Source organism: Actinomadura coerulea, assembly GCF_014208105.1.
Lineage (GTDB): Bacteria > Actinomycetota > Actinomycetes > Streptosporangiales > Streptosporangiaceae > Spirillospora > Spirillospora coerulea.
The window spans coordinates 7,959,231-7,975,849 of sequence record NZ_JACHMQ010000001.1 but is presented as its reverse complement, the minus strand read 5'-3'; the positions used below and the strand labels follow the sequence as shown (position 1 = coordinate 7,975,849).

Annotated in this window: 16 protein-coding genes; 8 read left to right on the top strand and 8 right to left on the bottom strand. The window is 73.3% G+C overall.

The features are described 5' to 3' along the window. Window positions 1-67 precede the first annotated feature (67 nt). The 3 genes from BKA00_RS37040 (at window position 68) to BKA00_RS37030 (ending at window position 2,847) form a co-directional block, all read left to right on the top strand. Window positions 68-322 (top strand): hypothetical protein, encoded by a 255-nt coding sequence (locus BKA00_RS37040; RefSeq protein WP_185033071.1) that lies wholly within the window; start codon window positions 68-70, stop codon window positions 320-322. After that, on the top strand, window positions 319-1,635 hold the full coding sequence (locus tag BKA00_RS37035) for a hypothetical protein (RefSeq protein WP_185033069.1): 1,317 nt from the start codon (window positions 319-321) through the stop codon (window positions 1,633-1,635). The genes BKA00_RS37040 and BKA00_RS37035 overlap by 4 nt, the downstream gene beginning before the upstream one ends. Window positions 1,636-1,851: 216 nt before the next feature. Next, window positions 1,852-2,847, top strand: coding sequence for an alpha/beta hydrolase (locus tag BKA00_RS37030; RefSeq protein ID WP_185033067.1), 996 nt, complete (start codon window positions 1,852-1,854; stop codon window positions 2,845-2,847). Here the strand turns inward: BKA00_RS37030 and BKA00_RS37025 are convergent. From BKA00_RS37025 to BKA00_RS37015, 3 genes are all read right to left on the bottom strand, one after another. Continuing rightward, entirely contained in the window at window positions 2,834-4,099 is a 1,266-nt protein-coding gene (locus BKA00_RS37025) for a PP2C family protein-serine/threonine phosphatase (RefSeq protein WP_338072189.1), read from the bottom strand. The two genes, BKA00_RS37030 and BKA00_RS37025, sit on opposite strands and share 14 nt — an antisense overlap. A gap of 58 nt (window positions 4,100-4,157) precedes the next feature. Then, window positions 4,158-4,646 (bottom strand): MSMEG_6728 family protein, encoded by a 489-nt coding sequence (locus BKA00_RS37020; protein WP_185033065.1) that lies wholly within the window; start codon window positions 4,644-4,646, stop codon window positions 4,158-4,160. A 71-nt stretch (window positions 4,647-4,717) separates the two neighbouring features. Beyond that, the gene (locus tag BKA00_RS37015; RefSeq protein WP_185033063.1) at window positions 4,718-6,547 is read right to left on the bottom strand and encodes a serine/threonine-protein kinase; all 1,830 of its coding nucleotides are present in this window, start codon (window positions 6,545-6,547) and stop codon (window positions 4,718-4,720) included. Window positions 6,548-6,850: 303 nt separating this feature from the next. Between BKA00_RS37015 and BKA00_RS37010 the strand changes: the two genes are divergently transcribed. Genes BKA00_RS37010 through BKA00_RS37000 form a run of 3 tightly spaced genes read left to right on the top strand, consistent with a single transcriptional unit; the run spans window position 6,851 to window position 10,366 of the window. Continuing rightward, on the top strand, window positions 6,851-7,714 hold the full coding sequence (locus tag BKA00_RS37010) for a HalD/BesD family halogenase (protein ID WP_185033061.1): 864 nt from the start codon (window positions 6,851-6,853) through the stop codon (window positions 7,712-7,714). Between the two features lie 12 nt (window positions 7,715-7,726). Next, window positions 7,727-8,536 carry a class I SAM-dependent methyltransferase gene (locus tag BKA00_RS37005; RefSeq protein ID WP_185033059.1) on the top strand — a complete coding sequence of 270 codons (810 nt, stop codon included), beginning with the start codon at window positions 7,727-7,729 and terminating at the stop codon, window positions 8,534-8,536. Between the two features lie 36 nt (window positions 8,537-8,572). Next, complete coding sequence (locus tag BKA00_RS37000) at window positions 8,573-10,366, top strand: choline/carnitine O-acyltransferase (RefSeq protein WP_185033057.1); 1,794 nt, start codon at window positions 8,573-8,575, stop codon at window positions 10,364-10,366. Here BKA00_RS37000 and BKA00_RS36995 read toward each other — a convergent pair whose 3' ends face one another. The 5 genes from BKA00_RS36995 to BKA00_RS36975 are packed head-to-tail and all read right to left on the bottom strand — an operon-like array spanning window position 10,367 to window position 14,544. After that, on the bottom strand, window positions 10,367-10,942 hold the full coding sequence (locus BKA00_RS36995) for an antibiotic biosynthesis monooxygenase (protein WP_185033054.1): 576 nt from the start codon (window positions 10,940-10,942) through the stop codon (window positions 10,367-10,369). Window positions 10,943-10,989: 47 nt separating this feature from the next. Continuing rightward, window positions 10,990-12,195: an ABC transporter permease gene (locus BKA00_RS36990; protein ID WP_185033052.1), complete on the bottom strand. Its 1,206-nt coding sequence runs from the start codon at window positions 12,193-12,195 to the stop codon at window positions 10,990-10,992. Next, window positions 12,192-12,914 (bottom strand): ABC transporter ATP-binding protein, encoded by a 723-nt coding sequence (locus BKA00_RS36985; protein WP_185033050.1) that lies wholly within the window; start codon window positions 12,912-12,914, stop codon window positions 12,192-12,194. Before BKA00_RS36985 ends, BKA00_RS36990 begins: the two co-directional genes overlap by 4 nt. Then, window positions 12,911-14,032, bottom strand: coding sequence for a peptidoglycan-binding protein (locus tag BKA00_RS36980; protein ID WP_185033048.1), 1,122 nt, complete (start codon window positions 14,030-14,032; stop codon window positions 12,911-12,913). Before BKA00_RS36980 ends, BKA00_RS36985 begins: the two co-directional genes overlap by 4 nt. Beyond that, window positions 14,032-14,544, bottom strand: a complete 513-nt coding sequence (locus BKA00_RS36975; RefSeq protein ID WP_185033038.1) for a hypothetical protein — start codon at window positions 14,542-14,544, stop codon at window positions 14,032-14,034. The genes BKA00_RS36980 and BKA00_RS36975 overlap by 1 nt, the downstream gene beginning before the upstream one ends. A 175-nt stretch (window positions 14,545-14,719) precedes the next feature. On the opposite strand from BKA00_RS36975, the gene BKA00_RS36970 reads away from it, so the two are divergent. Continuing rightward, entirely contained in the window at window positions 14,720-15,376 is a 657-nt protein-coding gene (locus BKA00_RS36970) for a response regulator transcription factor (protein ID WP_185033036.1), read from the top strand. Further along, window positions 15,373-16,611, top strand: coding sequence for a HAMP domain-containing sensor histidine kinase (locus tag BKA00_RS36965; protein ID WP_185033034.1), 1,239 nt, complete (start codon window positions 15,373-15,375; stop codon window positions 16,609-16,611). The genes BKA00_RS36970 and BKA00_RS36965 overlap by 4 nt, the downstream gene beginning before the upstream one ends. The last annotated feature ends 8 nt before the right edge of the window (window positions 16,612-16,619 follow it).

Sequence of the window (16,619 nt, the reverse complement as noted above, 5' to 3'; positions counted from 1 at the left end):
GCAACCGGAAGGGCTGGCGGCTTCCGCCAGCCCTTCCCCCTTCCTCCAGCGAAGCGAAAGCGATCCCATGAGCTCTTCCAACCCTCCGCGGCTCACCTACGCGGAACTCGACCGGTTGACCGCGGAGGTCCTGCCCCGGCGGCTCGCGCTGTCCGCCCGGACGGGCGGCGGCCACCACGGCGGCGACACCGAGGTGTTCTACGCGTGCCAGGCCACCCAGTCCGCCGGCACGTCCGGCCTGCTCGGCACCGGCCTGCTCGCCGAGGCCCCGACCTCGACGGTGTCCTGCATCCCCGCCGTCGTGGTGCACGACGACCGATGAGCGCACCCGCCGCCCTCGCCCTGCCCGCACTGGTGGACGGCGCCGAGCTCGTCGGTGAGTTCAAGAACTCCGGGTACCGGGAGCCGCCGCAGCTGGTCCGCCTGCCGAACCGGCAGCTCGTCCGGCTGCCTCCGCTGCTCTTCCTGGTCGCCAGGGCGCTGCACGAGCACCGCCATCTGGCGGGCGAGGGCGACGTGGCCGCCTCGCTCGCCACGGTGGCCGACTCGGTCAGCCGGGAGGCCGGCGCGCGGCTGTCCGCCGAGCAGATCGTCTACCTGGTGGACCGCAAGCTCGCCCCGCTCGGCGTCACCACCTTCAGCGACGGCACCGCGCCGCAGAGCGTGCGGTCCGACCCGTTCCTCGCGCTCAAGTTCAAGGTCGCGGTGTTCCCCGAGTCGGTCACCTGGTTCATCGGCGGCCTGTTCGCCTGGCTGTTCCGGCCCTGGGTGATGGCGCCCGTGCTCGGCGCGTTCATGGCCGGCGAGGTCTGGGTGCTCACGTCCCATTCGATCGCCGACGCCCTGTCGATGGCGATCCTCAAGCCGGTCAGCATCCTGCTGGTGATCGCGCTCGGGATCGCCTCGTGCGCGTTCCACGAGATCGGGCACGCCTCGGCCTGCCGGTACGGCGGCGTCCGCCCCGGCGTCATGGGCTGCGGTATCTACCTGGTGTGGCCCGCGTTCTACACCGACATCACCGAGTCGTACCGGCTCGGCCGCGGGGGACGGCTCCGCACCGACCTCGCCGGCGTCTACTTCAACGGCATCTTCGTCATCGGGCTGACCCTGCTGTACGCGCAGACGGGGTTCGCGCCGCTGCTGGTCGCCATCGTCTACGTCAATCTGGAGATCGTGCAGCAGCTGCTGCCCACGCTCCGGTTCGACGGGTACTACATCATGTCGGACCTCATCGGCATCCCCGACCTGTTCCGGTACATCGGGCCGATCCTGCGCCGGACGCTCCTGCGGCGCCCCGCCGACGCCCGGCTCGAAGACCTCAAGCGCTGGCCGCAGATCTTCGTCACGATCTGGGTGCTGACGGTGATCCCCATGCTGGCGTTCCAGATCGTGCTGATCATCACCCAGGTCCCCGGGCTGGTGGCCCAGGACTGGGGCATGATGCGCAGGCTCGCGTCCGCCGCCGCCGACGGCGCGGACCCCCTCACGCTGCTCACCTCCGGCCTCCAGATCGTCCTGCTGGTCCTGCCGCTGATCGGTGTGGCGTTCATCCTCTACAGCATGGCCCGCGGGGTGGTGCGGTGGGCCGTCCGGTATGTGAACGCGCCCGTCGCCGAGGCGGCCTCCGGTACCTGACAGACCCGTTCCGCCAACGCGCCGGGTGCCACCAGGGGGGCACCCGGCGCGTTCTTTACTGTCCAGAGAAATGCATTTTATAAGCTTTTCCGGGCGCGCTTCGGACCGCGAGGGCACGGGAATCCCCGGGAACGGGAAGAGAAACTCCACACAAAGGATCTCTTCCTCTCCCAAGGCCGGCGCGACTCACCGCCGGTGTTTCCGGAAGGCCCCGCGTTGCTCCGTCGCCCCACCCCCGCCGCATGGCTGGGGGCCTTCGCGCTCCTCCTGCCCCTCGTGCTCGCGGACCGGTCCGCGGCGGACGTCCCGGCCCGCGCCGAGGTGGTCGCCGAGACGGCCGTCGCGCCCCGCACCCTGGACCTGACCATCGCCTCCCCCGCCATGGAGGGCCGGCAGAAGGTACGGCTCCTGCTCCCGCCGGGCTGGTCCCGGGACGCGGAGCGCACCTGGCCCGCGCTGTGGCTGCTGCACGGCGGCGTCGACGACTACACGGCCTGGACCCGCGACACCGACGTCGCGGAACTCACCGCCCGCGCCGGCGTCATCGTCGTCATGCCGAACGGCGGCCGCTGCGGAAATTACTCCGACTGGTGGAATTACGGGAAGGGCGGCCCGCCGCGCTGGGAGACGTTCCACATGACCGAACTGCGCGGCATTCTCGAACGGGGCTACCGCGCGGGCACGCGACGCGTGGTCGCCGGCAATTCCATGGGGGGTCTCGGCGCCATGCTGTACGCGGCCCGGTTCCCCGGCGCGTTCGCGGCCGCCGCGGCGTTCAGCGGCTACCTCGACACCCTGTACGGCCACGAGCCGGGCGACGACTCGGCGGGCTGGGGGCCGTCCCTGGCCTGCCCCGGCACCGACTGGCGGCGGGTGTGGGGCGACCCCGACGGCCAGGCCGCGATCTGGCACGCCCACAACCCGGCCGATCTCGCGGGGCGGCTGCGCGGGGTCCGGCTCTGGGTGGCGAGCGGGAACGGCAGGGCCGGGTCGCTCGGCGGGCTGCCGTTCACCGACCCGGTGGAGGCCGGCGCGAACGACCACGCCCACGCGTTCGCCGACCGGCTACGGGCCCTCGGCGTCCCGGTGACCGCCCGCTACTTCGACGGGCAGCACGACTGGCCGTACTGGCAGCGCGATCTGCACGAGGCGTACCCGATGCTCATGGGCGCCCTGGGCCTCGGCCCGTGCCCCGGGCTCAGTCGTTCTTGAGCCGCTCCGTGGCGTCCTCCACGCCGAGCGGCCCGTGCCATTCGAGCAGCAGGACGGTGGCGTCGTCGTCCAGGCGACCCGCGTGGTGCTCCAGGATGCTGTGGACGAGGCGCCGCAGCGTCTCGGGGACCGACAGCCCGTCGGCCTCGCGCCGGATGATGAAGTCGACGAACCGGTCCAGCCCGAACTCCTGCTTGCTCGGGTCGCGCGCCTCCACGATCCCGTCGCTGTAGAACAGGATCCGATCGCCCGGCTCCAACTGCTCGCCGCACACCTCCGGGTGCACGCCGAGGCCGGTGCCGAGCGGGGCGCCGGGCGGGCACTCCAGCGTGGTGACCCACCGGGACCTGCGGATGACGACGGGCGGAGGGTGTCCGTGCGAGATCCACGACAGCCTTCCCGACGGCAGGTCGAGCTCGGCCAGCACACCCGTGACGAAGCGCCCGCTCGGGTCCTGTTCGAGCAGCGCCGCCTCGACCGCCTGCGCCGTCTCGATGAGACCGGAACCCTGGATCCGGGCGTTCCGGCACGCCGCGACGGCGAGGTTGGAGGTGAGCCCGGCGGCGGTGTCGTGGCCCATGGCGTCGAAGATCGTGAGATGGACGGTGTCGCCCGCGAGCGCGTAGTCGAAGGTGTCGCCGCCGAGCATGTAGGCCGGCTCCAGCGCGGCGCCGATGACCACCTGGTCGTTCGCGAAGGTCATCGGCGGCAGCAGCCGCCACTGCATCTCCGCCGAGACCGTCATGTCCCTGGTCCGCACGAGCCGGGAGAAGGAGTCGCTGTACGGGCCCTTGCTGACGATGATCAACGCGACCAGGCCGGCCAGGACCTCGGCATCCTCCAGGACCCGGGCGTCGTCGCGGCGGACGGTCACGCGCAGCACGCCGAGGCGCTCGGCCCCGTCGAGGATCGGCACCCAGTATTGGCACTTCCCGCCGTCGAGGACCTGCCCGAACGCGGGCTCCATCGTCTGGAAGGCCCGGCCCGCGACCGTCCCGTCGACCCTCAGTTCCGGGGTCTCGGCGCCGGGGTTCCGCCCGGCGTCCGGGCCCTCGCCCGTCAGCAGCCGCAGCACCGTCTGCTGGAGGTCCACGACGTAGATGACCGCGTCATGCAGGCCGTGGGCGGCGGCGCGCCGGGCCACCGCGCCCGGCAGCTGCTCCATCGACATCAGATGGCTGGCCGCCAGCAGCTCTCTCAGCATCGGTTCGCCGCCCTGCTCGCTCTGGATCTCGGGGCTCGTGCACTCCACCGTCCCGCGGGCGGACCACCTCTCACCAGGACCGCACTCCCCTTTCCTGGGGAATGCCTTACCCTACCTCGCCTCGTCCATGTGGCATCCGGTCCGAGGCGGGCCAGACGTAGGGCAGGTCGTCCGGCACGCCGGGGAACAGGGGGCGGTAGAAGCCGGGGTCCTTCCGGACGAGCGCCGAGCGGTGGCTGAGGTGGAAGGCGGGGTCGCCGAGCCAGGGCGGCAGTTCCCCCGCCGCGGCGAGCCGCTCCTGCCCGCGCGGGCGCCGGACGCCCCGCACCTCGGCGAGCTCGGCCGTCAGCGTCGCCGCGCAGGTGTCGCCGTGGCCGAGGGCGCACCAGTGCCCGCAGATCTCCAGGCCGTACCGGACGAGCGCCTCCTCGTACCCCGTCCACATGAGCGCCGCCGGGTGGCGCCGCCAGCCGTAGCCGGGCACGGTGAGCGCCCGCAGGACCTGGACGGCCTCGACGCGCTGCTTGCCGAGCCGCCGCCGGTCGAGGACGCCGGCCGTGGCCGCGAAGTCCGCGTACGGCAGAAAGGTCTGCACACCGCCCCCTCGGATACGCCCGCCCGGCATACCTACCCGGGAAGACGCCGGCAAGCGCGTCGCGCGCCCGGTCAGGACCGGGACGGGGACGGACCGGAGGGCAGCAGCGCGGCGATCCCGGGCTTCAGCAGGCCGCGGACGTTCGCGTAGGAGGTGCCGAAGTTCAGGTTGCCGCAGCCGTCGCTGCCCCCCGCCAGGAAGGAGATCTCGAATCCGGTGGGGGTGAGGAACGGGAACAGGGACGGCACCTGGGCGAGCGTCGCTCCCCGGTCCCTGCGCGGGGAGAAGTCGGCGAGGTCGAAGGGCCCGTCGGGGCTGCAGTCCTGCCACCGGCGCTCGTTCGGGGCCGGCTTCTGCGGGACGAGGGAGTTGAGCCGGCGCACGCCGTCCGCGGTGAGCGTGGCGGGCTGGAAGATCTCGGCGGCGGTGAGCCGGCGGCCGGTGCGCAGGTCGACGTTGACGACCTCGCCGCCCGGGGAGCCGTCCGCCTGCTGGCAGTTGTCCGACAGCATGTAGTAGCGGACGGACACCAGGCGGGGGCCGCGCAGCCCGAGCCTGGTCTCGGTGCCGAGCTTCACGGGCTTGCCCTTGCAGTCGATCTGGGAGGCGAGCCGTCTCGCGGAGGCGACGAGCCGGTCCACCGGCCCGCGGAGCTCGGCGTTGACGCGGCGCTCCAGCGCGGGGTCCTTCAGCCCGGTGACCTTGGGGTACCGCGCGTTCTGGATCTCGATCGCCGGCCCGGTGAGCTTGCGGTTGTCGGCGACGAGGGTGACGACGGGGGCGGGTGCGGCGGCGGCGGGCGTCTGGGGCTCGTGGTCCTGCACCGCGTAGACGACGCCGCCCGCCGTGCCCGCGACCACGGCGGCCCCCGCTGCCGCCATCGCGCCCTTGCCGGCCGCGGTGGCGAGGAAGCCCTTGCTCACTGCCGCCCCGGTGGTCCCCACACCACCGGCACCGCCCGCACCGCCCGCGCCGGCCGTGCCCGCCGCGCCGGCCGTGCCCGCGGTCGCTCCCGCAGCTCCGGCCGCTCCGGGCGCGACGGCGAGGGCGCCGAGCGGGAACAGCGCGACCAGCGCGACCGCGGCGGCGGCCAGGGCGCGCACGCCCCGCTGCTCCCAGTCGCTCCCGTACGCGGCGACGGCGACGGACTCCAGCCGCGTGACGAACTCCGCCGCGCCCGGCGGACGCTGCCCCGGGTCCTTCGCCATGCCCTCCAGGACGATCCGGCGCAGCGGCTGGGGCACCTCGCGCACGTCGACCTGCGCGGTGAGGTGCTGGTTCATCAGGGCGGCCCGCTCGGCGGTCGCGAAGGGGCGCCGCCCGGTGACGCACTCCACGAACACGCACGTCGCGGCGTACACGTCGGTCGCGGGGCTGGCGGGTTCGCCGCGCCACTGCTCGGGGGCCATGTAGACCGGCGTCCCGGACATCGAGCTGCCGCCCGCCAGGACGGCGATGCCGAAGTCCACGAGCTTGCTCAGACCGTCGCCCCGCACCACGACGTTCGCCGGCTTGTAGTCGCGGTGGACGACGCCGACCGCGTGGGCGGCCGCGAGACCGAGCAGGGAGCCCTTCAGCACGAGCAGCGCCGCCTCCGGGGCGAGGGCCCCGTGCTCGCGCAGCACCTCCTTCAGGGACGCGCCGTTCACCGCCTCCATGACGATCGCCGCGCCGTGCTCCCCTTCCACGAACTGGTAGAGGCGCGCGACGTACGGGCTGGTCAGGCGCCCCAGCATCCGCGCCTCGGACCGCAGCGCGTCGACCGCGCCGGGGTCCCCGCCGACCAGGTACTTGATCGCGACAGGGGTCCCGGACCCCGTGTGGCGGGCCAGGACGACCCGTCCCTGCGCGCCCCGTCCGAGCTCACGCTCCTCGGTGAACCCCGTCAGCCGCCAGTCCATCCCGCGCTCCCGCCACTCTTCAGATCATGCTTCACAGGACGGTGACGCCACCGCGTGAGGAAAGGTTCGCGGAAAGTCCGCACGAACGCCACATCCGGGAGCCGGCCGCGGGGCCCCGGGGCCGGCCGGTGAGATGGGACACACCTCCCGCGGCGCGCCCCCGGGCCCGGGAGCGCTCGAAGCCACAGGTCACGGGCCGCGCTTATCATTCCATGACAAAGCGCGGAGGAAAAGTGCGGCCGGGAATTCGCGGAAGGAATGTGCTACAACCCGTTGGGGTTCGCCGACCGCGAAAGGATCTTCATGGGCGCAGCGGAGGCTCTTGCCGGGGTCGTCGACACGGAGCGCTATCCGCTGGCCGCGCCGGGCGGCGCGGGCTGGGACGTTCTCGTTTCCCAGACCAGGGCTGAACTGGCGAAAACGGGCTGCTGCGTGCTGCCCGACTTCATTCGCCCGGCATTGCTGGACGCGCTGCGCGCGGAATGCGAGGCCATCGCGCCGCACGCTCATTACGACGTCGAAACGGTGAACGCCTACAACATCGATGTGAGCACGCCATTGCCGGAAGGCCATCCGGGGCTCATCACCGTCGAGCGGGGCAACGCGTTCGTCGCCCGCGACCGCATCCCCGCGGACTCGGTCGTCGACCGGCTCTACGCGAGCGGGCTCTTCCAGCGCTTCGTGGCGGCCTGCTTCGGGCTGCCCCGGGTGCACGAGCTGGCCGACCCGCTGTCGGGGCTCGTCCTCAACGTCGTCAACCCGGGAATGGAGCATCCCTGGCACTTCGACACCAACGAGTTCACGGTCAGCCTGCTGACGCGGGAACCCGAGGACGGGGGCGTCTTCGAGTACTGCCCGAACATCAGGTCGGCGGAGGCGGAGAACTTCGGCGACGTGCGCCGCGTGCTGACCGGGCGCGGCGGCGACCTCGTCCGCCGGCTCACACTCCGCCCGGGCGACCTGCAGTTGTTCAAGGGACGGTACTCGCTGCACCGGGTCGCCGCGGTCCGGGGGGACACGGCGCGGCACACGGCGATCCTCGCCTACAGCGAGCGCCCGGGGGTCATCGGCAGCGTCGCGCGCACGAGGCAGCTCTTCGGCCGCGTCCTGCCCGAGCACCTGGCGGCGGAGGGGCGCGCCGTCCGCGTCGACCGGCTGCTGGACTAGGAGGCACCGCCCGTGCACACGGACGCCACAGGGAAGATCTCGCTCGACCACATCTACACCAGCCCCGATCCCCGCGCCTACTTCGGTACGCTGCGCGAACTCGACTACGACATTCCGGAACTGGCCAAACCACACTTCCAGCGCCTCATCGCCGAATACCGGGAGGCGCGCGGCGTCCCGGTTCCCACCGTTCTCGATATCGGCTGTTCCTACGGCATCAACGCGGCTCTGCTGAATCACGGCGCGACGATGGCGGAGCTGTACGATCGCTACGGCGGTCCCGACGCCCTCGGATACACCCGCGCCAGGCTGCTGGCCCGAGACCGGGAGTTGGTCCGTTCCCGTGAAACGACGAGCCGGCTGCGTTTCCTCGGCTTGGACGCCTCCGACAGCGCCCTTTCCTACGCGCTCGAAGCCGGTTTCCTCGACGGCGCCGTCCACGCGGATCTGGAGAACGGCGAGCCGACGGCCGGGCAGCGCGCCCAGCTCGCCGCGACGGACCTGGTCATCTCGACGGGCTGCCTCGGATATGTCACCGAGCGCACCATCTCCCGCGTCGTCGAGGCGCACGGGGAACGCCGGCCGTGGATGGCGCACTTCGTGCTGCGCATGTTCCCGTTCGACCCGGTCGCCGAGGTGCTCGCGGCCGCCGGGTACACGACGGTCCGGCACGACGGCCTGTTCCGGCAGCGGCGGTTCGCGACACCGCAGGAGCAGGCGCTCGTCCTGGACCGGCTCGCCGAGGTCGGCGCCGACCCGAGCGGCCTGGAGACCGGCGGCTGGTTCTACGCGCAGCTCTACGTCTCCCGTCCACGCGACTGACCCCTTTCGGGGAACGAACAGAACAAGAGGATCGATGTGAACGCCGGCGAAGAACTGTCGTCCCGCACCTTCGGCAACGAGGAGCGCCTGCCGCGGGTGCCGCTGCCCACGCTCGACGAGACCTGCGAGCGGTTCCTCGAATGGTGCGGGCCGCTGCTGACCGCGGACGAGCGGGCCCGGACGGAGTCGGCGCTGGCGTCGTTCGCGCGCCCCGGCGGGCCGGGCCGCAGGCTGCACGCGGCGCTGGAGCGCTACGAGGCGGGCGAGGGCGTGGACAGCTGGCTGGACACGTTCTGGCCCTACCGGTACCTCGGCCGCCGCGACCGGATCGCGCTGAACGCCAACTTCTTCTTCCTGTTCAAGGAGTCGCCGGAAGGGCAGGTCGAGCGCGCGGCCGGCCTCGTCGCCGGAGCGCTGGACTACAAGCTGCGGCTCGACCGCGAGGAGATCCCGCCCGTCGTGCAGCGCGGCCGGCCGCTGTCGATGGCGCAGAACCGGTACCTGTTCTCCACCACCCGGATTCCCGGCGCCGAGCAGGACACCGTCCGCGCCCCCTACACCGCCGAGTGGCCCGGCCCCTCGGACGCCCGCCACATCGTGGTGCTCTTCCGCGGCAACATGATCCGGATGGACGTGCTGGGGCCCGACGGCCGCCCCCACACGCTGGGGGAGCTGCGGGCGGGCCTGGCCGCCGTCATGAAGGCGGAGGCCGCGCCGGAGCCGTCCGCCGGGCACCTCACCACGAAGGCCCGCGCCGAGTGGGCGGCCAGCCGCGAGGCGCTGCTCGCCCTCGGCAACACCAAGGCGCTCGACGACGTCGAGACCGCGCTGTTCTGCGTGTGCCTGGAGGACTTCGTCCCCCCGAACCCCCTCGACGCCTGCGACCACCTGCTCCACGGCGACAGCGCCAACCGCTGGTTCGACAAGGCCGTCTCCTTCGTCGTGTTCGGGGACGGCACCGCGGGCATCAACGTGGAGCACTGCGGGCTGGACGGCACCACGATCCTCAGCTTCGTCGACGCGCTGCTGAGCGAGTCCCCGGAGGAGCTGTCGCGGCGGTCGGGCGCCCGGTCGCAGGGCCTCCCGGTCGTGGAGGCGATCGAGTTCACCCTGGACGACGCCCTGCGGCGCGACATCGGCGACGCCGCGGCGGCGTTCGCCGCCTACGGGGCGGCCACGGCCACCGCGACCGTGTCGTTCGACGACTTCGGCACCGAGAGCGTCAAGCAGCTGAAGATGTCGCCGGACGCGTTCGTCCAGATGGCCTACCAGCTCGCCCACAAGCGCGCCAAGGGCCGCGTCGGCGCCACCTACGAGTCGATCGCCACCCGCCAGTACCGCAACGGGCGGACCGAGGCGATGCGGGTCGTCACCCCCGAGGCACTCCGCTTCGTCGAGGCCATGGACGACCCCGCGGCCGGGGCCGGGGCGCGCCGGGACGCCTTCCGCGCCGCCGCCGACGCCCACGTCCGCCGGGCCAGGGAGTGCCAGGCGGGGCAGGCGCCCGAGCAGCACCTCTGGGAGCTCCAGCTCATCCAGAAGCGGCGCGGCGCCGAGCTGGGCGTCACCGAGCCGCTCCCGCTGTTCCAGTCCCCCGGGTGGCTCGTCATGCGGGACGACTACCTGAGCACCAGCTCGGCGCCGTCGGTCAACATCCGGTACTTCGGGTTCGGCTCGACGAGCGAGCAGTGCATCGGCGTCGCCTACGTCCTGCTCCCCGACCGGTTCAACGTCTACCTGAGCACCCCGCGGCCGGTGGCGGACGCGATGCTGGAGTTCGCCGACCGGCTCCGCGAGGCCGTCCGGGAGCTGCGGGAGCTCCTGGCGTGATCACCGGCCGGGTCGCGCCGGCCGGTGCCTCCGCCCGATCGGGTAGAGCCAGCGCCGGAACACCCGGCTGAGCCCGGGCATCACGAACACGGTGAGCAGCGGGATCACGATGACGGGGAACGTCAGCGCCCGCACCGGCAGCGGCCACGCCTTCGTCAGCGGCGTGACGAACGCCTGGAGCAGCAGGCTGAGCGGGTACACCGCGCAGAAGGTCACCACGATCATCTTGAGCTTGGAGGGCGGCGGGACGGACTCGCCGGGCAGGTTGAACCACGTCTCCAGCCCGGTGGTGTCCTGCCGGTGCTCGTCGGCGATCCCGCTGACCCGCTCGATCCACTCCGCGCGCTCGCCGGAGTGCAGCCACCGGTCGAGACTCTTCTGGTCGGCGAAGTTCACGACCGTGTAGTACCGGTGCCGCGACCCCTCCGCGCGCAGCCAGGTGGCGCCCTGGTGGCCGGAGTACCGGGTCGCGACGTCGTGGAGCCCCTCCGCCCACTCCTCGAAGTCGCGCTCCCGGCCCGGTTTGACGTCCCAGGTGAACACGATCGTGACGGGCTCGGTCTCCGCGGAAGCCATGGCTGAGATCTCACCCGTCCCGCCCGGTCCATGCATGTATGTACCGATCAGGTGGTGGCGAGCGCCTCGGTGGGGCTGAGGCGGGACGCCCGGACCGCCGGGTACAGGCCGGCGACCGCGCCGATGAGCAGCGTCGCGGCGACGCCGCCGAGCACCGCCCACGCGGGGACGATGACCGGCCATCCCTGGGAGACGGCGTACACGGCGGTGACGAGCGCGCCGACGACCGCGCCGCCGAGGCCGCCGAGCGCCGACAGCAGCAGCGACTCGGCGAGGAACTGCGTGCGGATCTGGCCGCGGGTCGCGCCGAGGGAGCGGCGCAGCCCGATCTCCGACCGCCGCTCCAGCACCGAGATGACCATGGTGTTGGCGACCCCCACGCCGCCGACCAGCAGCGCGACCGCGCCGAGGCCGAGCAGCAGCCCGGTGAACGCCTCGCCCGCCGCCTTCTTGGCCGCCAGGGCGTCCGACGGCCGCGACACCTCCACCTCGTTCGGCGCCTCCGGGTTGGCGGTCGCGCCCAGCACGTCCCGGACGTCCTCGACGCTCGCCTCCGCCGACCGGGTGTAGATCGTCGTCGGATGGCCGTCGAAGCCGAGCCGGGACTGCGCCGCGGGCCAGCCGACCAGCGCGGCGCCGTCGAGCTCGGGGGCCAGTGCCGCCGGCTCCAGGATGCCGATCACGGTGAACCAGCGGCCGCCGACCAGCACCTGGACGTCCGGGGCCGCGTGCCCGATCCCGAGGCGCCGCGCGGCGGTCGAGCCGAGGACCGTCGCGGGGAAGCCGCCGGTCGCGGCGTTCAGCCACACACCGCTGCGCAGTCTCGCCCCCGTCGCGGCGCGCAGGTCGGTGCGGGCCGCGTACGCCGAGATCCCGTTGGTCTCCGTCTCGGGAATCCTGCCCGTCCGGTACACCTTCACCCCGTCCAGCAGGCCGGCCGCCGAGACCTCCCGAACCGGGGCTATCCGGGCCACCATGGCCTCCGACTCCAGGGGCAGCTGCGCCTTGTCGCCGGTCAGGGTGCTGCCGGGCGAGACGGTCAGCAGGTTGGTGCCGAGCGCCGACAGGGCCCGGTCGAGGTCGGCGCGGGAGGAGGAGGACACCCCGACGACCGCGACCATCGCGGCGATCCCGATCGCGATGCCGAGCGCGGACAGGAACGCCCGCATCGGCCGGGTCCGCAGGCCGACCGCGCCGACCCTGAGCACGTCGCCCGGCCACAGCCGGGCCGGCTGGAGCGTCGCGGCCGTCATCGCGCCGCCTCCGCCAGGCGCGAGCCGTCCCCCGTCGAGTCGTCACCCGCCGCCTCCCCCGACGAGTCTTCCACCACCAGGCCGTCGCGCATCCGGACGCGGCGGGGCAGGGCCGCCGCGATCTCCCGGTCGTGCGTGATGATCACAACGGTGGTGCCGGCGGCGTGCAGCTCGTGCAGCAGGGCCATCACGCCGTCGCCGGACACCGAGTCCAGCGCGCCGGTCGGCTCGTCCGCGAGCAGCAGCGCGGGGTCCCCGGCGACCGCCCGCGCGATCGCGACCCGCTGCCGCTCGCCGCCGGACAGCTCGTGCGGCTCGTGCTCCAGCCGGTGGCCGAGCCCGACCCGCTCCAGCGCCGCCGCGGCCCGCCGCCGCCGCGCCGCCGGGCGCAGCCCGGAGTACAGCAGGCCGTCCGCGACGTTGTCGATCGCCCGGGTCCCGGCCGCCAGATGGAAGTGCTGGAAGACGAACCCGATGCGGCCGGCGCGCAGCGCCGACAGCCGCGCGTCCGAGAGCCGCCCCACGTCGTGGCCGTCGATGCGGATCTCCCCAGAGGTGGGCCGGTCCAGGGTGCCGAGCATGTTGAGCATGGTCGTCTTGCCGGAGCCGGAGGGGCCGACGATCGCGACGAGCTCCCCCTCGTCGATGTGCAGCGACACCCCGGCGAGCGCGTGCACGCCGCCCGGGTAGGACTTCCGGACGTCCCGCAGCGTGATCATTTCGGCACCCCCACGAGCACGCCCTCGGCGATCCCCGGGCCGGAGACCTCGACCTTCCCGTCGGCGAACAACCCGGTCTCGACCGGGACGTAGGACGGCGCCCCGCCCTTGACGACCTCCACGCCGAAGCCGCCCTCCCGCAGCGCGACCAGCGCGGACACCGGCACCGTCAGAACGTTCTCGCGCCTGCCCGCGGTGAACCGGACGTCGGCGGAGGCGAGCGCGTACCGGGCCGCGGCCTTCCTGGCCGCGGCGGAGTCGAGCCAGATCGTGACCTCCACCTTCGTCTCCGGGTCCTCGCCCTGCCCGCCCGGCTCGATCACGGTGGTGACCTCGTCGATCTCGGCCGCGACCGGCCGGCCCTCCGGCAGGGTCACCTCGACCCGGGCGCCCTTCTTCGCCAACCGCTGGTCGTCGGTGTCCAGCTCGACCGTGACGGCCTGCGTGGTCCCGGTGTAACCGAGGATCTTCTTGCCCGGCGCGGCGGGCTCGCCCGGGCCGGCCGAGACGGCCTCGATCCGGACGGGCCCGTTCGCGAACGCGACCCGTCCGACCTCGACGGTCCCGGTCTCCGGCACGCCGATGTCGTCCTGCCATTCCAGGACGGCCTCGGCGGTGTCCGAGGTGTACTCGTCGTCCACGGTGAAGCCGCCGTAGCCGAGCGCGCCGAGGTTCTTCTCGAACCGCTTCACGTCGGAGCCCTCGGTGCCGATCCGCAGCGGCCGGTAGGACGGCTTGGAGCCGTACATCAGCACGACGGGGTCGCCGTCGACCTCGAACAGCCGGCGGCCGCGGGTGATCTCGTCCCCGCTCCCGGGCAGCCAGGTGATCGTTCCCCTGCCCTGACTCGTCGCCGTCAGGGTCGGGCCGTAGCCGAGCCGCCCGTCCTCGGTCTGGGTGTCGTTCAGCGTCTGCCTGGTCACCTTCGCTGTGCCGGGCGGCAGGTTCGCGCTCCTCCCCCCGCCCTTGTCCCCGTCGGCGTGCAGCGCCGCCACGGTGGCGGCACCGCCCGCCGCGACGACGGCGGCGGCGGCCAGGGCGATCTTCAGGCGCGGCCGGCGGCGGGGGCGCCGCGTCTCCCGCTCCGCCGGCGCGCGTTCCGCGGTGGTCTCCCCCATCACTTCCTGCCGCCCTGCAAGACCTTGTCGCACGCCTGCTGCGCGGTCTTCAGGTCCGGGTCGTCGCCGACGGTGTCCTTGTCGATCCGGATGCCGGGCTGGTTCGGGTCGGGGTCCGGGAACTTCTCCACGCCGTTCTTTCGCATGCACGCGGCGAACTCACGCGCCCGCTCCTGCATCTTCGGATCGGGCGCACCGGTGCGGTTGGCCATCGGGTTGTACTGCCTGCACGCCTCCATGGCCTTGTCCATGGCGCCCTTGTCGCCGTTGGCCTGGATCCGGATTCCCCCGCCGGGCTTCGGGTCCTCCATGTCCACGCCGTGCTCGCGCATGCACTGGGCGAACTTGACGCCGCGCTCGTCCGGGCCGAGCTGCTCGCCGCCGCCCTGCGTCGAGCCGCCCTGCCCGCCGTTGCCGGCCGAGGCCACACCGTCGCCCTTGTCGTCCGAGCCGCACCCGGTCAGGGTCAGCGCCAGCGCGAGCGGCAGCACGGCCAGGATCCGCAGTCCCATGTCTCCTCCTCGTCTCCGGCCCGGAGCGGTTCCGGCCGGCGAGGAGGATGCAACCCGGCGAAGCGTTTCTCCGGTGTTTCCGCCCTCGCGAATTCCCGGCACCGCGCGCCGGGAGACGATCACTAACGGAAACGAAACACCGCCTCGGGCACCATCGGCGTTCGGAGGAGGCTTCATGAGAGTGCTGGTGGCAGAGGACGAGCGGCTCCTGGCCGACGCGATCGCCGAATGGCTGCGCGACGACGCGCACGCCGTCGACCTGGCCCACGACGGCGCGGCCGCCCTGGAGCGGCTCACCGTCAACGACTACGACGTGGTCGTGCTGGACCGCGACCTGCCCCTCGTCCACGGCGACGAGGTGTGCCGCGAGATCGTCCGGGGCGGGGGCGCGGCCCGGGTCCTGATGCTCACCGCCGCCGCGGAGGTCACCGACCGCGTCGACGGGCTCGGCCTCGGCGCCGACGACTACCTGACCAAGCCGTTCGCGTTCCCCGAGCTCGCCGCCCGCGTCCACGCGCTCGGGCGCCGCTGCCGCCCGGCCGCGCCGCCGACGCTGCACCGCGCCGGCATCACCCTGGACCCGGCGCGCCGCGAGGTGTTCCGGGACGGGCGCTACGTGCCGCTCGCCCGCAAGGAGTTCGCCGTCCTGGCCGAGCTGCTGCGCGCCGAGGGCGCCGTCGTGTCCTCCGAGCAGCTTCTGGAGAAGGCGTGGGACGAGCACGCCGACCCTTTCACCGGCGCCGTCCGCCTGACCGTCCTCAAACTGCGCCGCAAGCTCGCCGACCCGCCCGTCGTCGAGACCGTCAAGGGAGCGGGGTACCGGATCCCATGAGGTTGTCGCTGCGCGCCCGGCTCACCCTCACCTACGGCGGCCTGTTCCTCGTCGCCGGGGTGGTCCTGCTCGGCGCGACCTACGCCCTGTTCGACCAGCAGCTGTCGCGGTCCGGCACGAAGGTGCTGGCGACCCGCCTGGACCCGGCGCCCGGCACCGCCCCGCCCGCCGGGAGCGCGCAGGAGGCGGCGCGGGAGGCGAGGGCGATGGCCGACGCCGACCGCTGGATGCGCGATCGGCGCGAAGAACTGCACGACGCCGCCGTCACCTCCCTGGTCACCCAGGGGTCGATCGCGCTGCTGGTGGTCGGGGGCGCCGCGGCGGGCTTCGGCTGGCTCATCGCGGGCCGGGCGCTGTCCCCGCTGCACCGCGTCACCGAGACCGCCCGCCGCATCGCCGGCTCCCCCGCCGCCGACCGCGGCCTGCACGAGCGCATCGCGCTGCGGGGCCCCCACGACGAGGTCAAGGAGCTCGCCGACACCTTCGACGCGATGGTCGACCGCCTCGACCGCTCCTTCGACGGCCAGCGCCGCTTCGTCGCGAGCGCCTCCCACGAGCTGCGCACCCCGCTCACCCTCGGCCGCGCGCTGGTCGAGGTGGCGATGCACCGCGAGTCGGCGTCCCCGGACGTCCGGCAGCTCGGCGAGACCCTCCTGCAGATCAACGCGCGGCACGAGCGCCTCATCACCGGCCTGCTGCTGCTGGCCCGCTCCGAGAACGAGATCACCACCCGGGCGCCGGTGGACCTCGCGGACGTCGTCGCCCACGTCGCCGCCCAGACGGCGCTGGAGGCGGGCGGCTCCGGCATCGCCGTCGAGACCGACGCCGCCGAGGCCATGACGGCGGGCGACGCCCTCCTGCTGGAACGCGTCGTACAGAACCTGCTGGAGAACGGCCTGCGCCACAACACCGACTCCGGGTGGGTCTCCGTCTCCTGCCGGACCGAGAACGGCCGCGCCGTCCTGGAGGTCGCCAACTCCGGCCCCGCCGTCCCGCCCTACGAGATCCCCGCGCTCTTCGAGCCCTTCCGCCGGCTCGACGGCGACCGCCTCGTCACCGCCAAGGGGGCCGGTCTCGGCCTCTCCATCGTCCAGTCCATCGTCCGCGCCCACAACGGCACCGTGACCGCCGTGCCCCGCCGGGAAGGCGGCCTCACCGTCACCGTCGCCCTCCCGTCCGCGGATCCGGAGCCGGAGCCGGAGAACCGCCCCGGACCGCTCGCCGCCCGCGCCTAGGCGCGCCG